The organism is Nonomuraea sp. B19D2 (assembly GCF_040137845.1).
Lineage (GTDB): Bacteria > Actinomycetota > Actinomycetes > Streptosporangiales > Streptosporangiaceae > Nonomuraea.
Window position 1 is genome coordinate 77,198 of the sequence record NZ_JBEFAK010000019.1, and the last position, 17,182, is coordinate 94,379.

Sequence of the window (17,182 nt, forward strand, 5' to 3'; positions counted from 1 at the left end):
CAAACCTATTGCAGGGCGAGCGCTTATCGTGGATCGGTGCGCCCTGAATCGCCTGTCTGTCCCTCCCTGGTCGCCTGGGGCAACGCGTGGCTCGCCGGTCACGTCGGCCTCGACGAGGCGGCTGACCACGTGGAAGCCACCGGCGGCCCCGCCGTCGCTGGGGACGTCCCGTTGCGTAAATACCTCGCAAACCTGCGTTCCGACGGGCTGCGGGAGCTCCGGCTCGCCCTGCCCGCCCCCGGCGATCCGCTGGGGCTGTCGGGGCCCGCGCCGTTCAACTCGGCCGCGGTGGACGCCGGTGAGGCCGCCATCGCGGTGCTCGAGGACCGCAACCTCGGCCTGGTGCCCACGCCGGATCTTCGCGGGTCCTCCTATGTCGGGGTACGCCTGGAAGTGCATGACTCCGGGCCCGTACGCCATGATCTGCCGACGCTCTCGGAGGCCGAACGGGAGCTGTCGGAGGCCATGCGCTCGGCCACCGAGGCGCTGTCCTCCGTCGAGGGCCCCATGCAGGCCCGCCCCTCGGACGTGGAGCGCCGGGGCGGGGAGCTGGCGCCCGGCTATCCCGCGCGGGCGCGCCGCGTCTCCGCCCTCGCCACCCGCCTGGCCGGCATGTTGCGGCTGGCCGACGAGCGCGGCCTCACGTCGGGGCAGATCGCCGCCCGCGCCGCGGCCCTGCGCGAGCTGGACCGCGCGGTACGCCGTGCGCTCGTGGCCGCCCATCACGCGATCTTCGAGCCGCTCAGGAACTGATCTTCCACAGCCTGACCACCTTGTCCTTGCCCGCGGACACGATGGCCGCGCCCTCGTCGAAGGGGACGATGGCCACGGCGTACACACCCTTCTTGTGCGCCTTGACCGGCTTGCCGAGTGTCTTGCGGGTCTCGGGGTCCCAGAGCCTGATCGTGCCGTCGGTGCTGCCGGACAGCAGCACCGTCCGGCCGTCGAGGGTGCCGAAGGAGAGCGAGTAAACGATCTTCTTGTGCCCGGACAGGGTGGCGATGGTCTTGCGGCTCTTCGGATCCCAGATCCGGATTTTTCCGTCTTTACCGCCCGATGCTAGGACCGTCTTCCCGTCCACGTTGCCGACGGCGACCGAGTAGACGCCCCTGGAATGACCCTTGTACGTCTTCCCGTACGCCTTGTGCTTGGACATGTCCCACATCCGGACCGTCTCGTCCTCGCCGGCCGAGATGGCGACGGCCCGGTCGCCGATGTGGGTGGCGTTGAGCCAGTTGACCGGCTTGCGGTGGGCTCTGATGATCTTTCCGGTGGCCTTGCGCTTCTTCAGGTCCCAGAACCTCAGGTAGCCGTCGGCGTCGCCGGTGACCGCGACGTACTTGCCCTTCACCTTGGTCACCGCGACCGCGTACACGGCTTCGCCGTGCCAGCCGAGGACCTTGCCCTTGTGGGTCTTGAGGTTCCACAGGCGCACGCTGCCGTCGTAGCCGCCGGAGACGGCCATGGGGGTCTTGCCCACCATCACGCAGGCGACCGCGTACACCTCCTCGCTGTGGCCCTTCATCGTGGCCAGCGACTTGTGCCTGGCCAGGTCCCACAGGCGCACCCGGCCGTCCTGACCCCCGGTGACCAGCCACGTCTTGCCGCCCGCCGACAGGGCGGAGAGCGTCTGCACACCCTTGGTGTGGCCCTTGAACGCCTTCCCGTCCTGCTTGCCGAGCACGGGGACGACCGCCTGCGTGGGGGCGACGGTCGGGGTGGGGGTCGGTGTGGTGACGGGGGCCGCCGTCTCGGTCGGGGCCGGGGTCTGGCTCTGGGGCTGGGCCTGGGTCTGGGTCTGGGTCGGTACGGGGTTCGCGCTGGCGGAGGTGGTCGGCTGCGGCCAGTCCTCGCCGGTTCGCTGACCGGTCCCGAACATCGTCGGCCCGAAGAACAGCACCCCTCCGGCCAGAGCGAGCGCCACGACGAGCGCGCCGGACACCATGGCCGCCCGCCTGCGCCTGGCCTTGGCCTCACCTGGCTGCTCCTCGACCGGCGCGTGCCTGAAGAACGCGTCGTTGTCCACCGGCGCCCCGGCCCCAGATGCTTTCTGCCGGGGCGCCGCCGAAGGGGGCGCGGCCGGCGGAGGCACCGAAGGGGACACGGCTGATGGAGGCGCCGCGTTCATCGGATAGGGCGGCGGCGCCTGCCGCTGTCCCGGCATGGCACCATGACCGGGCGCGGGTCCGTGTTGCGGCGGCACGTACGGCGTGGCAGGCGGCCCGGCCGAAGGCGTCTGCGGGGGCGGATATCCGCTTCCCGACGGACGCGCCCACCCGGACGGCCGACCGTCGGGACTCGCCCAGCCGTTCCCCGCGGGAGACGCGTTCGGGCCGGAGGGGGGCGTGCCCCAGTTCACCGCGAGTGGTGGCGGGTCTGGAGGAGTGCGTCCGGCGGCGAGCTGGGACCCCGTGTTGAGCGCGACCTCGCCGTCGGACCCCGGCGACTCCCCCTGGTTCGCCAGCAGCGCGAACAGGGCCTCCGCCGCCGTGGGCCGCTCGCCGGCCCGCTTGCGAAGGCACGCCTGCACGATCGGCCGCAGATCGTCCGGCAGCGCGGAGAGGTCGGGCTCGTCGTGAATCACCCGGTAGACGACCGCGGGCAGGCTGTCCTCGCCGAACGCGGGCCGCCCCGTGGCCGCGAACACCATGGTCAGGGCCCAGCTGAACAGGTCGCTGGCCGGCCCCACCCGCTCACCCGAGACTTGCTCGGGCGACATGTACGCGGGTGTCCCCACGATCCCGCTGCTGAGCGTCATGGACGAGTCCAGCGCCCGTGCGATGCCGAAGTCGATCACCCGTGGCCCGTCGGTCCCGAGCAGCACGTTGCTGGGCTTGAAGTCCCTGTGCACGACCCCGGCGCGGTGGATGGCGGCCAGGGCGGTGACCGTGCCGACGGCCAGGCGGTAGAGCGCGCCGCCCGTACGCGGCCCCGCCCGCTGCACCACCGCCTGCAGCGAGACCCCGTCCACCAGCTCGCTGACGATGTACGGCTGCTCGCCGTCCATGTGCGCCCCGAGGACCTGGGCGGTGCAGAACTGGGCGACCCGGCGCGCGGCGGCCACCTCGCGCATGAACCGCTCGGAGTCCAGGCCCGGCTTGTCCAACCGGGTGTTGAGCAACTTGATCGCCACCCGCCGCCCGTCAGGCGACTCGGCTGCGAAAACGATCCCCTGCGCCCCCTTGCCCAGCCGGCCGATCAGCCGGTAGTCGCCCAGTGTCCGCGGATCGGTCGGCTGTAAGGGGTGCGTTTCCGGCACCTGGCCCTCCCCGTCGTGCTAGACCCCCCGATCAAGCGTGATAGGCCCGGGCGAACACCCGCAAGCCATCCCAGGTCACGAAAGATCAACGCTCTTTGCGAAAAATTTGCCCTTCGCAATAATCGTGGAGATGATCGGGGATTTCCAGCACCGTACGGGGAGCCGTTCCATGCGCAGAAGCGTCAGCTTGTTCTTAGCCGGTGGTCTGGCCGCCGCGCCACTGGCCGTGCCCGCCCAGGCGAGCGCCGCCACCACCACCGCGCCCACCGCCGCGGCGGTCACGCAGTCGAAGCCGTTCTCGAAATTCAAGATCTCCGTCAAGCACACCACCCGCACCAAGCGCGGCGGAAAGATCACATATTACGTCCGGGCGAAGAACCTGGGCCCCTACTACGCCGACTATTACTGGATGGGCGGCAAGCTGCCCAAGGGCGTCCGGCCCACCCTGCGCTGGGGCGGCCCGAAGGGCACCAAGTGCACCTGGGAGGGCCAGTGGTTCTGGTGCTGGGGACCGCTGCGGCTTGAGAAGGGCAAGACCGACTGGCTCAACTTCCAGCTGACCCTGAAGAAGGGCACCAGGGGCACGGTCGCGGCCAAGGTCGGCGTGATGTCGTTCGACGTCGACCAGGGCATGGAGAACATCGACGAGGAAGAGCTCAAGCGCCTCGGCATCAAGGGCTACCTGTGGCTCAAGACGGTCAAGACCCAGATCGTCACCCCGCCGCGGCGGCCGGGCCGGACGTGGACGCCGCCTCCCCCGGTCAAGACGTACAACCCGCCCGCCAGCCACGAGGAAACGAACAAGAAGAAGGACACCTGAGCCCCACTACCCCAGGCCGTGCCGCACCGCATAGAGCGCGGCCTGGGTGCGGTCCTGTACGCCCAGCTTCATCAGCACGTTGGAGACGTGGGTCTTGACCGTCTTCTCGGCGACGGCGAGGCTCCTGGCGATCTCCCGGTTGGACCGGCCGGCCGCGATGAGCGCGAGCACCTCACGCTCGCGCTCGGTCAGCTGCACGGGCCCCGGCGGGTCGTTCTGCGGCGACCACATCGCCTCGGCCGCCTCCGGCGCCAGGAGCACCTGCCCTCCGTGCACGGCCCGCACGGCCTGGACCAGCGCCGGCGGATCGACGTCCTTGTAGAGGAATCCCGAAGCCCCAGCCCGCATCGCCGGGCCCACGTCGGAGCGGTCGCTCACCGACGTCAGCACGACCACCTTGGTCGCCGACCCGGTCAGGCGCTCGAGCGCGCCGAGCCCGTCGAGCACCGGCATCTTCAGATCCAGCAGCAGCACGTCGGGCGCCAGCTCCGCGACCAGCTCGACGGCCTGCGCCCCGTCGCCCGCCTCGCCGACGACTGTGATGTCGTCGTGCAGGTCGAGGAACGTACGCAGCCCCTGCCGTACCACTGGGTGATCGTCGGCGATCAGCACCCGGATCAAACGCCCACCTCCATGTGTACCGTGGTCCCGCTGCCCCGGGCCGACTCGACGGTCATGACCCCGCCGACGGACTCCGCCCTGTCGCGCATCGACACCAGCCCCAGGCCGCGTGACTCCGCCTGCTCGAAACCCCTGCCGTCGTCGCGTACGGTCAACGCCAGCTTGCCGTTCTCGTATGCCAGGCGCACGGATACGCTTCCGGCCTCCGAGTGTCTCAGCGCGTTGTGCAGCGCCTCCTGGGCCACCCTCAGCACCGCCACCTCGACCGCGGAGGCGACCTCCGGCAGCTCCGCGCACTCGAACGTGACCAGGGACGGCTGGAGCCGGTCGAGCATGCGCACGTGCTTGCGCAGCGTCTCGGCGAGGCCGTGCCGGTCGAGCTCGGCCGGTCGCAGCTCGACGATCACGGCCCGCAGCTCGGACAGGGCCTCCCCGGCCAGACGCTGGACACGTTCGAGCTCCTGAGCGGCCTTCTCGGGCGCCCGGTCGAGCATCGCGGAGGCGGCCTGCGCGGTGAGCCTGAGCGAGAACAGCTTCTGCGTCACCGCGTCGTGCAGCTCCCGTGCCACCCGGTTGCGCTCCTCCAGCATGGCCAGCTCGCGACCGCGCTCGTACAGCCTGGCGTTGGTGAGCGCGATGGCGGCGTGCGCGGCGAACAGCGTGAGCAGGTCCTGGTCCGCCTCGGTGAAGCCGCCGAGCGTGCGTTTGTTGGCCAGGAAGATGATGCCGAGCACCTGCTCGCCATCGCGGATCGGCACCCCGAGGAAGTCCTTCATGACCGGGTGGGCCTTCGGCCACCACTCGAACCTCGGGTCCTTGCGCACGTCGGGCAGCCTGACGGGGGTGCCGTCGCGGAGCATCGCGCCGAGCATGCCGTGCTGTCTGGGCAGCGGCCCGATCGCGTCCCACTGCTTGTCGGTGATGCCCTCGGCGACGAACTCGGCGAACGACCCGTCCTCGTCGGGCACGCCCAGCGCGGCGTAGCGGGCGTCGAGGAGCCGCTGCGCCGAGCGTACGATGACCTGCAGCACCTCGCGGACCGACAGGTGGCGGGTGACGGCGAGCACCGCCGAGCTCACCGCCTGCAGGATCTCGTCTCGGTCGGGGGACACGGCTCCCAGCTTATGGTCCTAGGACGATGTGCCCATGCGGCGGCGGGCCCTCAGCCCGATGTACGCCGCCCGCCGCGTTTCTAGCGTCGGGAGCATGACGAACACCGCACTCATCACCGGCGCTTCCCGCGGCCTCGGCCTCGCCCTGGCGAGGTCGCTGGCAGGCGCGGGCTGGAACCTCGTCCTCACCGCCCGCGGCGCGGACGACCTCGAACGGGCCGCGGCCGAGCTGGGCGCGACCGCGATCCCCGGCGACGTGACCGAGCCCGAGCACGTTCAGCGGCTGGCCCAGGCGGTGCCCGAGCTGGACCTGCTGGTGAACAACGCCGGCGACCTCGGGGTCACGCCGGTGCCGCCGCTGGCTGGCTACCCGCTGGAGGCGTTCAGGGTGCTGCTGGAGACCAACGTGACCGCTCCGCTCGCCCTCGTCCAGGCCACACTGCCCGCCCTGCGCACGGCGCGCGGAGCCGTCGTCAACATCACCTCGGACGCCGCCACGGGCGCGTACGAGGGCTGGGGCGGCTACGGCGCCACCAAGGCCGCCCTGGAGCAGCTCTCCAACGTGCTGTCGGCCGAGGAGCCCGAGGTACGGGTCTGGTGGGTCGATCCGGGCGAGATGAACACCCGCATGCTCGCCGACGCCGTGGGCGCCGAGGAGGCCGCGGCCGCCGCGGACCCCGCCAAGGTGGCCGCGGCGCTGCACGACCTCGTCAAGGCCCGTCCGGCCAGCGGAAAAGTGAGCCTGCAATGAGTCTCGCGCTCGACTTCGCGCTGCCGCCCGGGCTGTCCGCGGGCGAGCCTCCCGAGGCGAGGGGGATGTCCAGGGACGCGGTACGCCTCATGGTCTCGCGCGGCGACCTGGAGCCCTCACACCACCACTTCAGCGACCTGCCTGGGCTGCTCGAACCCGGGGACCTGATCGTGGTGAACAACTCGGCGACCCTGCCCGCGGCCGTCCGGCTCGACCGGCTGTCGGTGCACTTCTCCACCGCCAGGGAGGACGGCACCTGGCTGGTCGAGCTGCGCCGCCGTACCGCCGCGGCCTCCGAGCCCTACGGCGGGGGCGAGCCGGGCGAGTGGCTCCCGCTGCCGGGGCGGGCCACGTTGCGGCTGATCGAGCGGGAGACGCCGCGGTTGTGGCGGGCCTCGCTCGACCGGGACGTGGAGGCGTACCTGCGGGTGCACGGGGTGCCGATCCGCTACTCGTACGTGAGCAGGGACTGGCCGATCGAGTCGTACCAGACCGTGTTCGCGACCGTGCCGGGGAGCGCGGAGATGCCGAGCGCCGCGCGGCCGTTCACCACGGAGCTGGTGACGGCGCTCGTGTCGCGCGGGGTCGGGATCGCGCCGATCACGCTGCACACGGGGGTGGCCTCGCCGGAGAAGGACGAGCCGCCCTACGCCGAGCGGTACGAGGTGCCGGCGACCACGGCGCGGCTGGTCAACCTGGCGCTCGAGAGCGGCAACCGGGTGGTGGCCGCGGGGACGACCGCCGTACGGGCTCTGGAGACGGCCGCGGGCGGGGACGGGCGGGTGGCCCCCGCGGCCGGCTGGACCCGGCACGTCGTCACCCCTGAGAGCGGCGTACGGGTCGTCACGGGGCTGATCACCGGGCTGCACGAGCCGCGCTCCAGCCACCTGCTGATGCTGACCGCGATAGCGGGCGAGAAAGCGCTGGCGCGGGCATACGAGGAGGCGCTACGGAACGGATATCTGTGGCACGAGTTCGGTGACACCCACCTGATTCTGAAGAAATAGTCTTTACATAGATTTTGCCGTCGTGATAGGAACAGCGGGCATTTAACGGGGGCTTTGTGCGTGTGCGTCCCCGTGCCCACTTCCTCACCGGAGACGTTTAATGCGTAATCTGACCAAGGTCGCGTCGCTGGCATTGCTGGCAGGCGCCCTGCTCGCCCCGGCTGTCCCCGCTTCCGCCACGACTGTCGCCGACGAACCGTTCTCGGTCTTCGACGTCAAAGTGAAGGCGTCGAAGACGGTCAAGCCCGGCGGCAAGATCAAGTACTCCATCGTCGCCACCAACAAGGGGCCCCACGAGGCTGACGCCTGGTTCGTCGGCGGCGCGTTCCCCAAGGGCGTCGACCTCAAGCGGATCATGTACTCCACGAGTGTCAAGGACACCGAGTGCGGTCTCGAAGGCCGTGCGTTCTTCTGCCTCCTGCCGGTGATCCTGGAGAAGGGTGACTCCATCACCATGACCTTCGAGGCCAAGGTGAAGAAGACCGCCACGGGCACCCAGCAGGCCACGCTCGGCGTGGTCTCCTACGACCTCCAGACCGGCATGGACAACATGAGCAAGGAAGAGCTGGAGCGGCTCGGCGTCCCCGAGCACGGCTACGCCAAGACGGTCAAGACCAAGGTCGTCCGCTAGCTCTGGAACGTTTCGGGCCGCGTCCCCGGGGACGCGGTCCACTGCGTTCACCAGACGTTCACCTGGGGCGCCGCGGCTCCGGGCGTTTACGGAATGTTCACCGCCACACCTGCGCCCGAATGCCCGACCTGCTTCGCGAGCATCGGGCCGGGCGCAGTACCGTGGCTCGATGTGGACCAGCGCACCCTCCTCATCACCCTGACCGGTCCCGACCGGCCAGGCGTTACTTCGCGTCTTTTCTCCGTTTTGTCCGGCTTTCCTGTGACAGTGGCAGACATCGAGCAGGTCGTCATCCGTGGTCGGCTCACGCTCGGCGTGCTCGTCGCGTACGCGGGCGGCCCCTCGACCGGCACCGGCACCACCCTCGGTGCCATGTGGACCGCCGTCGAGCGCGTGGCCGAGGACCTCGGCATGGAGGTGGAGCTCTCCACCGGCTCCCAGGCCAAGGAGCAGCGCCGCCGCGGCCGCCTGTCGGTCAGCGTGCTGGGCGCCACGCTCCAGCCCGCGGCCATCGCGGGCATCGCCGGGCGCATCGCCGCCGCCGGCGCGAACATCGACCGCATCGAACGCCTCGCCCAGTGGCCCGTCACCTGCATCGAGCTGTCCGTGTCCGGCGCCGACCCCGACTCCTTGCGGGTCGAGCTGGCGGCGGAGGCGGCGATCCAAGAGGTGGACGTGGCCGTCCAGCGCACCGGCCTGTCGCGGCGGGCCAAGCGGCTGATCGTCATGGACGTCGACTCGACGCTCATCCAGGGCGAGGTCATCGAGCTGCTCGCGGCCCACGCCGGCTGCCTGGACGAGGTGGCCAGGGTCACGGAGCAGGCCATGCGCGGCGAGCTGGACTTCGCCGAGTCCCTGCGGCGCCGGGTGGCGCTGCTCGAAGGGCTGCCCGCCGAGGTGTTCGAGGACGTCCGCAAGGAGGTCGTGCTCACGCCCGGCGCCCGCACGCTGGTGCGTACGCTGAAGCGGCTCGACTACCGCTTCGCCATCGTCAGCGGGGGGTTCACGCAGATCACCGACGGGCTGGTGGAGGAGCTCGGGATCGACTACTCGGCGGCGAACGTCCTCGAGGTCATCGACGGGCGGCTGACCGGCAAGGTCGTGGGCGAGATCGTGGACCGGCCCGGGAAGGCGCGGGCGCTGGAGAGGTTCGCGCGCGAGGCCGGCCTGCCGATCTCGCAGACCGTGGCCATCGGTGACGGCGCCAACGACCTGGACATGATCGCGGCCGCCGGGCTGGGCGTGGCCTTCAACGCCAAGCCCGTGGTGCGGCAGGCGGCCGACACGGCGGTCAACACGCCCTACCTGGACTCGATCCTCTACCTGCTGGGGATCTCCCGGGACGAGGTCGAGGCGGCCGACGCGGAGGACGGCGCACTGACGATGTGACCCCCTTGGTCAGCTCTCCTTGGGGTCCCAGTGCGTGACCAGGCGCCCCTCGCCCGGCCAGAGGTCCTCCCAGGCGGACTCCACCTCGATCACCGCGAACGCCCCAGGCCGGAAGACGTAGTCGCCTCCGGCCAGCCCCAGGGCCAGCTCGTGCACGCCCGGATTGTGCCCGCACAGCACCACGGTGCTCAGCTCGGGATCCGTCCGGCGGACCACCTCGAGCAGCTCCTCCGGGTACGCCTCGTAGATGTCCCGCTCGTAGCTGATCTCCACCTCGGGGAAGGCGATCTCGGCGGTGCGCTTGGTCCTGAGCGCCGGTGAGCAGAGCACGATGTCCGGGTTGAGCCCGGCCGTCCTGATCTCGTCGCCTGCCCGCTTGGCATCCCGCTCGCCCCGCCCGGTCAGCGGCCGTTCCCGATCGGCCAGCCCGGGGATGTGGTCGGCTTTCGCGTGCCGCAGCACAATCAAGGTCCGCACCAGATCACCCTGTCTTCGAGGCCCAGACGGCCAGCACGACGATCACGGCCAGGATGGCGAGCATCGCCAGCAGAATGAAACCCAGGGTCTTTCCGCCGCTGGGCTGCTTGTCACCTGTCACGCGCCCAGTTTCCCACCGAGGGGCCTCGCCTTCACTCCCGCCTTCGACCTCGGCCTCCCCGTACACGTCGCGCTGGACACCATCGCACCACGTCCAACCGCCACCACCGCCCGGACGCCCAGAGCTCCATCGGCAGTGGGAAGCCGGGGCCAAGGGGCGGAATCTGGAGCCGGGAAAGCGGGACGCCCGCCCCTACGCAGTGGGGCGGGCGTCTGGAAAATGTTCGCCGGGCTATGAGGCGACCGGGGCGTGCTCCCGGTTGTCGTTGTTGGCCGGTTCGGTCGTCACGGACCGCCGCTTCGACACCACGATGGCCCCCACCACCACGGCCACCGCCACCACCGTGACGGTGATGCGGATGGCCGGGTTGCCCGCGTACAGCACGACGGCCGGGGCGACCAGCAGCGCCACCAGGTTCATCACCTTGATCAGCGGGTTGATGGCAGGACCGGCGGTGTCCTTGAACGGGTCGCCGACCGTGTCGCCGATGACCGTGGCGGCGTGGGCATCCGAGCCCTTGCCGCCGTGGTGACCGTCCTCCACCAGCTTCTTGGCGTTGTCCCAGGCGCCACCCGAGTTCGCCAGGAAGACGGCCATCAGCGTGCCGCACGCGATGGCGCCGGCGAGATAGGCGCCCAGCGGCGCGTACCCGAGTGCGAACCCGACCGCGATCGGCGTCATGACCGCCAGCAGGCCGGGCGTGGCCAGCTCACGGAGCGAGTCGCGGGTGCAGATGTCCACGACGCGGCCGTACTCCGGCGTCTCCGAGCCGTCCATGATGCCCGGCTTGTTGCGGAACTGGTCGCGTACCTCGAAGACCACGCGCATCGCGGCCCGTCCGACCGCCATGATCGCGAGCCCTGCGAAGAGGAACACGACCGCGGCCCCGACGATCAGGCCCACCAGGACGTTCGGCTGGTCGACGCCGAGGGTGAAGGTGGAGAAGCCGCCGAGCGCGGACTTGATGTCCGCGGTCGCCTTGGCCAGCTCGCCCTCCACCGCGGTGCGGAAGGCGCCGAACAGCGCGGTCGCCGCCAGCACGGCCGTGGCGATGGCGATGCCCTTGGTGATGGCCTTGGTGGTGTTGCCGACGGCGTCCAGGCTGGTGAGCACGCGGGCGCCCTCGCCCTCGACGTCGCCCGACATCTCGGCGATGCCCTGGGCGTTGTCGGAGACCGGGCCGAACGTGTCCATGGACACGATGACGCCGACCGTGGTCAGCAGGCCGGTGCCGGCCAGGGCCACCGCGAACAGCGCGATCGTCACGTTCCCGAACCCGAGCAGGAACGCGCCGTAGACCGCGCCGCCGATGACCAGGGCGGAGTAGACGGCCGACTCCAGGCCGACGCTGATGCCGGACAGGATGACGGTGGCCGGGCCGGTGGCCGAGCTCTCGCCGATCTCGCGTACGGGGCGGCGGTTGGTCTCGGTGAAGTAGCCGGTCAGCAGCTGGATGGCGCTGGCCAGCACCAGGCCGATGAGCACCGCGCCGATGGCGATCAGCCGCGGGTCGGCGTCGGACTGCACGGTGCCGCCGGTCAGGCCGCCGAAGCTGCTGGGCAGGTACAGGTACGCGGCCCCGGCGACGAGCACCGCGGAGATCGCGGCCGAGATGAAGAAGCTGCGGTTGATCGCCGCCATGCCGCTGCGGTCGCTGTCGCGCATCCGGGTGACGAAGATGCCGATGATCGCCGTGATCACGCCGATCATCGGGACGATCAGGGGGAAGACCAGCCCCTGCTCGCCGAAGGCCACCTTGCCCAGGATGAGGCTGGCGACCAGCATGACCGCGTACGACTCGAACAGGTCGGCCGCCATGCCGGCGCAGTCACCGACGTTGTCGCCCACGTTGTCGGCGATGGTCGCGGCGTTACGCGGGTCGTCCTCCGGGATGCCCTGCTCGACCTTGCCGACCAGGTCGGCGCCGACGTCGGCGGCCTTGGTGAAGATGCCGCCGCCGACTCGCATGAACATCGCCAGCAGCGCCGCCCCGAACCCGAAGCCCTCGAGCACGCCCGGCGCGTTCCCCTGGTAGATGAAGACGACCACGGCCGCGCCGAACAGGCCGAGGCCCACGGTGAACATCCCGGCCACGCCGCCGGTACGGAACGCGATGCGCATGGCGCGCTTCTCTCCCGCTTCGTTGGCCGCGGCGGCGACACGGACATTTCCGCGGACGGCCAGCCACATGCCCATGAACCCGGTCAGCGCGGAGAACACCGCCCCGACCACGAAGAAGATCGAACGTCCTATTCGGACGTCCGTTTCCGCAGGTAGGAGGAGCAACAGGAAGGGAATCACGACGACGAAGATCGCCAACGTGCGGAACTGACGTGTGAGGTAGGCGGCGGCGCCTTCTTGTACGGCGCGCGCGATGTTCTGCATGCGCTCCGTGCCCTGGCCGGCGGACAGCACTTCGCGCACCAGGCCGCCGGCGACGGCTAGTGCGATCAGTGCGACCGCGGCGACCACGATCACGATGGTGAGATTGTTTCCACTCAGGGCCAGATTGGGCGCTGGCTCCAGTGCCAGCATGTGCCTGCTCATCGTTCTCCTCGGCAAGACCGGTCGTCCTGCCCGGGCGGTGCTGCAGTTTTCCTCGGCGGGTGTTGCGGCACCATCCGGGTTGTGGGTGCCGCTTCCGGTTGAATCGGCGTTCCGCCGGATCACCTTGGCCGGTGCCGGGAGTCTACGCAGGCACTCAACGGATATGAAGGCTCTCGAGGCGGCTAATTGTGTGCGCGTCTAGTAATCCCCTGACAGCGAGCCGGTTTGCGGCCTGGCAGGTGAAATTTCCCCCGGTTTACGGTCACGAAAACCTCTGAATACATCCTGACCGTAACCCTGGCGGCCCAGGACGACACGCCAGCCAACCATCAGGTGGCCACTGACCGACGTCAGCGGAGTCGCAGACCCGATGTCGAGCAAACCGCCGGCCGACCCCGGACAGACTGCCGGTCGCCCCTCCCACCGACCTGCACGATCCGCTGGCCCGTCATGACGTGGCGACACGTCTCCAGGCGGCAGGACGCTCAGCAAGTGAACGGATGCCCGAGGACCGCCTCTGGTCCGTTGGCCTGCCACGAGAGAAGACGCTACGTGCCGACAAACGTATGTTGACCATATCTTTAGTGATCAATTAATGTCTAGCAGGTTAAGGGGCCGAGCAAGCCGCTCCCACTCAGCGGAGCCGTCCGCGGACGCCGCCTGTAGGTGCCTCCGCGGGCCCCAGGCTTGTTTCGCCTCACTGATCGAGAGGCGGAGGCTCGTGTGTCGCTCACGCATCGAACGACCGATCTCGTAGGGATTCGGCTCGTCGAGCGAGGCGTGCCCGGCGCAAGGCCAGAACGGGCATCCCGGCACACGGCCACGCGTCTAGCAATTGGGGAAGTGCATGGCCAGTAGTGGTTTCACCTACGCCGGCCCCGAAGGTCTTGGGCATCTCAAGAAAGCGGGTCTGAGATCTCAAGACGCAGCCGACGATCTCTCGAAGATCCGCAGGACGTTCGTGGACCATGCGGAGGGCAGCGTGGACGCCTATGCCCTGGTCGCAGACGGCGCAGCGGAGCTCGCCAGCAGTTACAACGAATTCTTCCACGACCTGTCCGACTCCATGTACAGGCGGGCCAGCGCCCTGAAGAACAGTGGGAAGAACCTCAGGTACGCCTCGGAGAACTACGGCTGGGCCGACCAGCTCAAACCGCCCGCCGACCCGCCTTCTCGTCCGAACTACGGCGAACTGCCGGATCCGTGGACCGGATCCGTGATGTTCCACGCGACTCTGGACCTGCTGGGCATCTCCGACGACTACGAGCGCCGGCTCACCGAGATGCAGGAGGCATGCCTGCATACGGCGAGGCGGCTCCGCCAGCTGCAGCCCGAGGTCGACGCGGTCGAAGGTGAGGTCAGGAAGGCGCGATGGGGCGGAGACGCCGCCCAGACCTACCACGCGGCCTGGACGAGATACATCAATCCGGCTGGGGGGGAGAACGAGGCCCAGCCCTTGGAAATGTGGGCCAGGCGGTCGGACCAGGCCGCCGAGATTCTCGGCAACGCGGTTGAGGAGACCCAGAAGTACAAGGGCATCGTCAAGGCGACCCTTGAGGTGCTCGCAGTAATCGGCGCCCTCATGGTGGGCGCGATGGTGCTGAACCCGGCGGTACGGCTCTACCTCCGGAACCTGGCCACCCAGCTCCGGACCCACGCCGTGAGGGTGATCAAACTCCTGGCCGCCAGGCTCAAGCTGCTCGCCCGAGCGTTCGCGAAGTCCGTGGGCGGACGCAGGCCCGTGCTGGGTGAGTTCAACTTCAACGGCTTCGGCGTCGTCGGCGCGAACTACGTCAACTCCGCACTGGCGAACTGGGGCCGGGGCGTGGACGATCCCGCATCGATCTCCCCGAGTATGGCGGGCACCCTGTTGTTCCTGTTCGGCCTCGGTGGCTCTTTCGGGCTTCTGAAGCGGATCGGCGCGGTCACCAGGTTGGCCCAGAGTCATCCTCTGGCGTTCAACATGGCGGTGGAGCTGGGCATCAACGCCGGGGCCGCCACTGCCCTGAGCATGATGTTCGAGAAGAAGGGCTTCGACGCCGCGCTCAAGGACGGCCTCATCGTCGGAGGCACCAGCGCGGTTTTCGGCGCCGGATACTACGGACTTCTCCGTAACGGGACCGGCCTGAAGCACCTTGCCTGGCGCAAGGCGGACAAGTGGGGAGTGAAGAAACTCGGGCCCGCCGACCCGAGTCGCCCGATGTCGGCGACGAACGTCCGCTACGCCACCCCCAATGGGACCCGCCTCGCTCAGATGAAGGCCGACGGTTCGGATATCTATGTCCCGAAGAACAGCATCACCTACCGGGCAAGGCAGATCGGTCCGGTTAATGCCTTCCTGAACATGGACCCCTTCTGGAAGGGCCGTATCCTGGGTCTCCTCCCAGGGACGATCAACTACACCTTGGTCCCGCGAGGACAGAGCGAGGCCCCCGAACTCACGGTCCCCAACTACCGGAACTGGGACAACAATCCCCAGCCTCAGCCGCCGCAGTCCAGCGCCACGCCGCCGGTAGGCGCTACCACGCACACGGTGCGGTCCGGCGACACGCTGTGGGGGATCGCCGAGCGGGAGTACGGCGACGGACGTTACGCATCACTCCTCATGCAGGCCAACTGGCAGCTCGACGGAATCAACCAGGGCAATTTGTCACCCGGCGCACAGCTGATCATCCCGGAGCTCAGCAAAGACGGATGAGACCCCGTGAGCGAACGCAGAACGGCGCCTCACCGCCATACGCGTGAGGCGCCGTCCTCGTTCCGGGCACCCGGCGCGGTGAAGCCGCGCACGATGCGGGCCGAACGCATCGCCGACGCCTCTCCGACTCATGGGACGTTCTCGGAGACCCGGCGCAGGCCGGTCACCGGCGTGTTTGCCGAGTGCCGTCCTGAAACAGAAATTCTGCGTCGGCCGCCGGATCGAGATCCGGGAAGGCGTTCAACATCTTCTCTTCGACCTTCGACACGGCGTCACGCCGGGCGTCGCGGACGGCCGCCACTATCTCATCCGCCAGCACGTGACTGTCCAGCCGCATGGCACGGGGCTCGATGGTTATCTCGGAGACCTTTCCCTGCGCGTCGGCAACAGCCGTCACGTGCCCTGACGCGCTCGCGCCGGTGCCGGCCATCCCTTCCAACTCGCCGTACTTCGTCTCGATGAAGTCGTGCATTCCCCGCTCTTCGCGATCCGCACCGGCGACAGCGCCGTACATTTCCTCGACACGGCGGAGGATCGCGCTCACCGCCTGTCCGGCCCCGTCGTACGCCAGGCTCTCGCCGAGCGGTTTCGGCGTGACCTGGGGCAAGGAAACACCGTCCAGGATCTCCAGCGCCTGTTGCCAGGAGTCCCGCTGTGCCGCCTTGGCTACCAGGGTCACATCCTCGGCAAGGCGATCTGCGTCGCGTCGCATCACGCGCGGATCGAGGGTGAGCGAAACAATCGCACCGCCGGCGTCGGCCTTCGCCACCAGCAGCCCGTCGTCACTCCGGCCGACGCCGACGACCGCGCTGATCCGGGCCTGCGCTGCCAAGGGCTCCCGCATCATCTGCGTGGTCCTGCTCTGGATCGCGGCCAATATTTCGCGATCGTCATCCGCCCCAGAGGACATCGGTATTCGGCACCCCAGCGCTCATGCGTCCCGTTCGCCGTCAGTTTAGGGCATCCTTTACGCCCTGTCCCAATATCTGGAAGTTGGATTCTTACGCGATCTCGCTCCCCGACTTCCGGACACGCTACGCGCCTGCCATGACGAGGAGGTGGTCCGAAGGGTCGCCGCCAGTGGCTCCACCAGGCAAGCCACGCCCCCCTCACAACACCGGCACCCCCACCGACCACCACCCCGGGCGGCCCCTTCAGCGCCGTTACGGCGGCCCGCCACGCGCGGGTCAGCGGGCGTCTCTCTGGAGGTCCCAGCCATGTGCGACGGGCGGCGCCGGCTTGGCTCCGCCGTAGCAGTTGGAAAGGCTTTGCAGGGCTGAGCGCGGCAAAAAGCGGCGCCCAGCCCCGGCAAGCGAGGCGACCGGCTCAGCCCACGTGGCCGGCGGCGGGCCAGCTCATGCGGATGTTCGTGCCCTTCGGGCTCGGGAAGACCTCGACGTCGTCGGCCAGACCTTCGATGACCGCGATGCCGAAGCCCGACATGAACGAGTCAGAGAGCATGCCCAGATCGAGGGGCTGCTCTTGCTTGACCTCATCGCTGGGAGCGTGGTCGCTGACCGTGACTTCGAAACGCCCGGAGTCGTCACGCAGCTCGATGCGGATGGGCTCGCCCGGACAGTGGACGCGGTGCGCCTCGACTGCCCGGGAACATGCCTCACCCACGGCGAGCCTGACCTCGTCCAGCAGTGACTCCGCCACGCCGGTGCGGCGAGCTATCGCCGTCGCCACCAACCGTGCGGTCCGCACATGCGCGGGGAGAGCGCTGAACGTCAGCTCGACGGTAGCCAT

The 17,182-nt window shown here is 69.3% G+C and carries 14 protein-coding genes; 7 read left to right on the top strand and 7 right to left on the bottom strand.

The window, feature by feature from the left end; translation table 11 throughout:
- The first annotated feature begins 36 nt into the window (after positions 1-36).
- Positions 37-753: an Rv1486c family protein gene (locus ABN273_RS31170; protein ID WP_349452630.1), complete on the top strand. Its 717-nt coding sequence runs from the start codon at positions 37-39 to the stop codon at positions 751-753.
- On the opposite strand, the gene ABN273_RS31175 is transcribed toward ABN273_RS31170, so the two are convergent.
- Positions 743-3,259 carry a protein kinase domain-containing protein gene (locus ABN273_RS31175; protein WP_349452631.1) on the bottom strand — a complete coding sequence of 839 codons (2,517 nt, stop codon included), beginning with the start codon at positions 3,257-3,259 and terminating at the stop codon, positions 743-745. The genes ABN273_RS31170 and ABN273_RS31175 overlap by 11 nt on opposite strands.
- Positions 3,260-3,428: 169 nt before the next feature.
- Here ABN273_RS31175 and ABN273_RS31180 point away from each other — a divergent pair, with 169 nt between their 5' ends.
- Positions 3,429-4,079 carry a hypothetical protein gene (locus tag ABN273_RS31180; protein ID WP_349452632.1) on the top strand — a complete coding sequence of 217 codons (651 nt, stop codon included), beginning with the start codon at positions 3,429-3,431 and terminating at the stop codon, positions 4,077-4,079.
- A 6-nt stretch (positions 4,080-4,085) separates the two neighbouring features.
- On the opposite strand, the gene ABN273_RS31185 is transcribed toward ABN273_RS31180, so the two are convergent.
- Positions 4,086-4,700, bottom strand: coding sequence for a response regulator (locus tag ABN273_RS31185; RefSeq protein WP_349452633.1), 615 nt, complete (start codon positions 4,698-4,700; stop codon positions 4,086-4,088).
- Positions 4,697-5,812, bottom strand: coding sequence for a GAF domain-containing sensor histidine kinase (locus ABN273_RS31190; RefSeq protein WP_349452634.1), 1,116 nt, complete (start codon positions 5,810-5,812; stop codon positions 4,697-4,699). Before ABN273_RS31190 ends, ABN273_RS31185 begins: the two co-directional genes overlap by 4 nt.
- A 94-nt stretch (positions 5,813-5,906) precedes the next feature.
- Here ABN273_RS31190 and ABN273_RS31195 point away from each other — a divergent pair, with 94 nt between their 5' ends.
- From ABN273_RS31195 to serB, 4 genes are all read left to right on the top strand, one after another.
- On the top strand, positions 5,907-6,563 hold the full coding sequence (locus tag ABN273_RS31195; protein ID WP_349452635.1) for an SDR family oxidoreductase: 657 nt from the start codon (positions 5,907-5,909) through the stop codon (positions 6,561-6,563).
- Entirely contained in the window at positions 6,560-7,570 is a 1,011-nt protein-coding gene (locus tag ABN273_RS31200; protein WP_349452636.1) for an S-adenosylmethionine:tRNA ribosyltransferase-isomerase, read from the top strand. The genes ABN273_RS31195 and ABN273_RS31200 overlap by 4 nt, the downstream gene beginning before the upstream one ends.
- A gap of 100 nt (positions 7,571-7,670) precedes the next feature.
- Positions 7,671-8,201, top strand: coding sequence for a hypothetical protein (locus ABN273_RS31205; protein WP_349452637.1), 531 nt, complete (start codon positions 7,671-7,673; stop codon positions 8,199-8,201).
- A 171-nt stretch (positions 8,202-8,372) separates the two neighbouring features.
- The gene (serB, locus tag ABN273_RS31210) at positions 8,373-9,590 is read left to right on the top strand and encodes a phosphoserine phosphatase SerB (RefSeq protein WP_349452638.1); all 1,218 of its coding nucleotides are present in this window, start codon (positions 8,373-8,375) and stop codon (positions 9,588-9,590) included.
- 9 nt (positions 9,591-9,599) lie between these two features.
- Here serB and ABN273_RS31215 read toward each other — a convergent pair whose 3' ends face one another.
- Positions 9,600-10,067, bottom strand: coding sequence for a SixA phosphatase family protein (locus ABN273_RS31215; RefSeq protein WP_349452639.1), 468 nt, complete (start codon positions 10,065-10,067; stop codon positions 9,600-9,602).
- Between the two features lie 352 nt (positions 10,068-10,419).
- On the bottom strand, positions 10,420-12,735 hold the full coding sequence (locus ABN273_RS31220; RefSeq protein WP_349452640.1) for a sodium-translocating pyrophosphatase: 2,316 nt from the start codon (positions 12,733-12,735) through the stop codon (positions 10,420-10,422).
- A 961-nt stretch (positions 12,736-13,696) separates the two neighbouring features.
- Between ABN273_RS31220 and ABN273_RS31225 the strand changes: the two genes are divergently transcribed.
- Positions 13,697-15,433 carry a LysM peptidoglycan-binding domain-containing protein gene (locus ABN273_RS31225; RefSeq protein WP_349452641.1) on the top strand — a complete coding sequence of 579 codons (1,737 nt, stop codon included), beginning with the start codon at positions 13,697-13,699 and terminating at the stop codon, positions 15,431-15,433.
- A 163-nt stretch (positions 15,434-15,596) separates the two neighbouring features.
- On the opposite strand, the gene ABN273_RS31230 is transcribed toward ABN273_RS31225, so the two are convergent.
- Together ABN273_RS31230 and ABN273_RS31235 are read right to left on the bottom strand one after the other, a co-directional pair.
- Positions 15,597-16,343: a YbaB/EbfC family nucleoid-associated protein gene (locus ABN273_RS31230; RefSeq protein WP_349452642.1), complete on the bottom strand. Its 747-nt coding sequence runs from the start codon at positions 16,341-16,343 to the stop codon at positions 15,597-15,599.
- Positions 16,344-16,759: 416 nt separating this feature from the next.
- Positions 16,760-17,182, bottom strand: coding sequence for an ATP-binding protein (locus ABN273_RS31235; protein ID WP_349452643.1), 423 nt, complete (start codon positions 17,180-17,182; stop codon positions 16,760-16,762).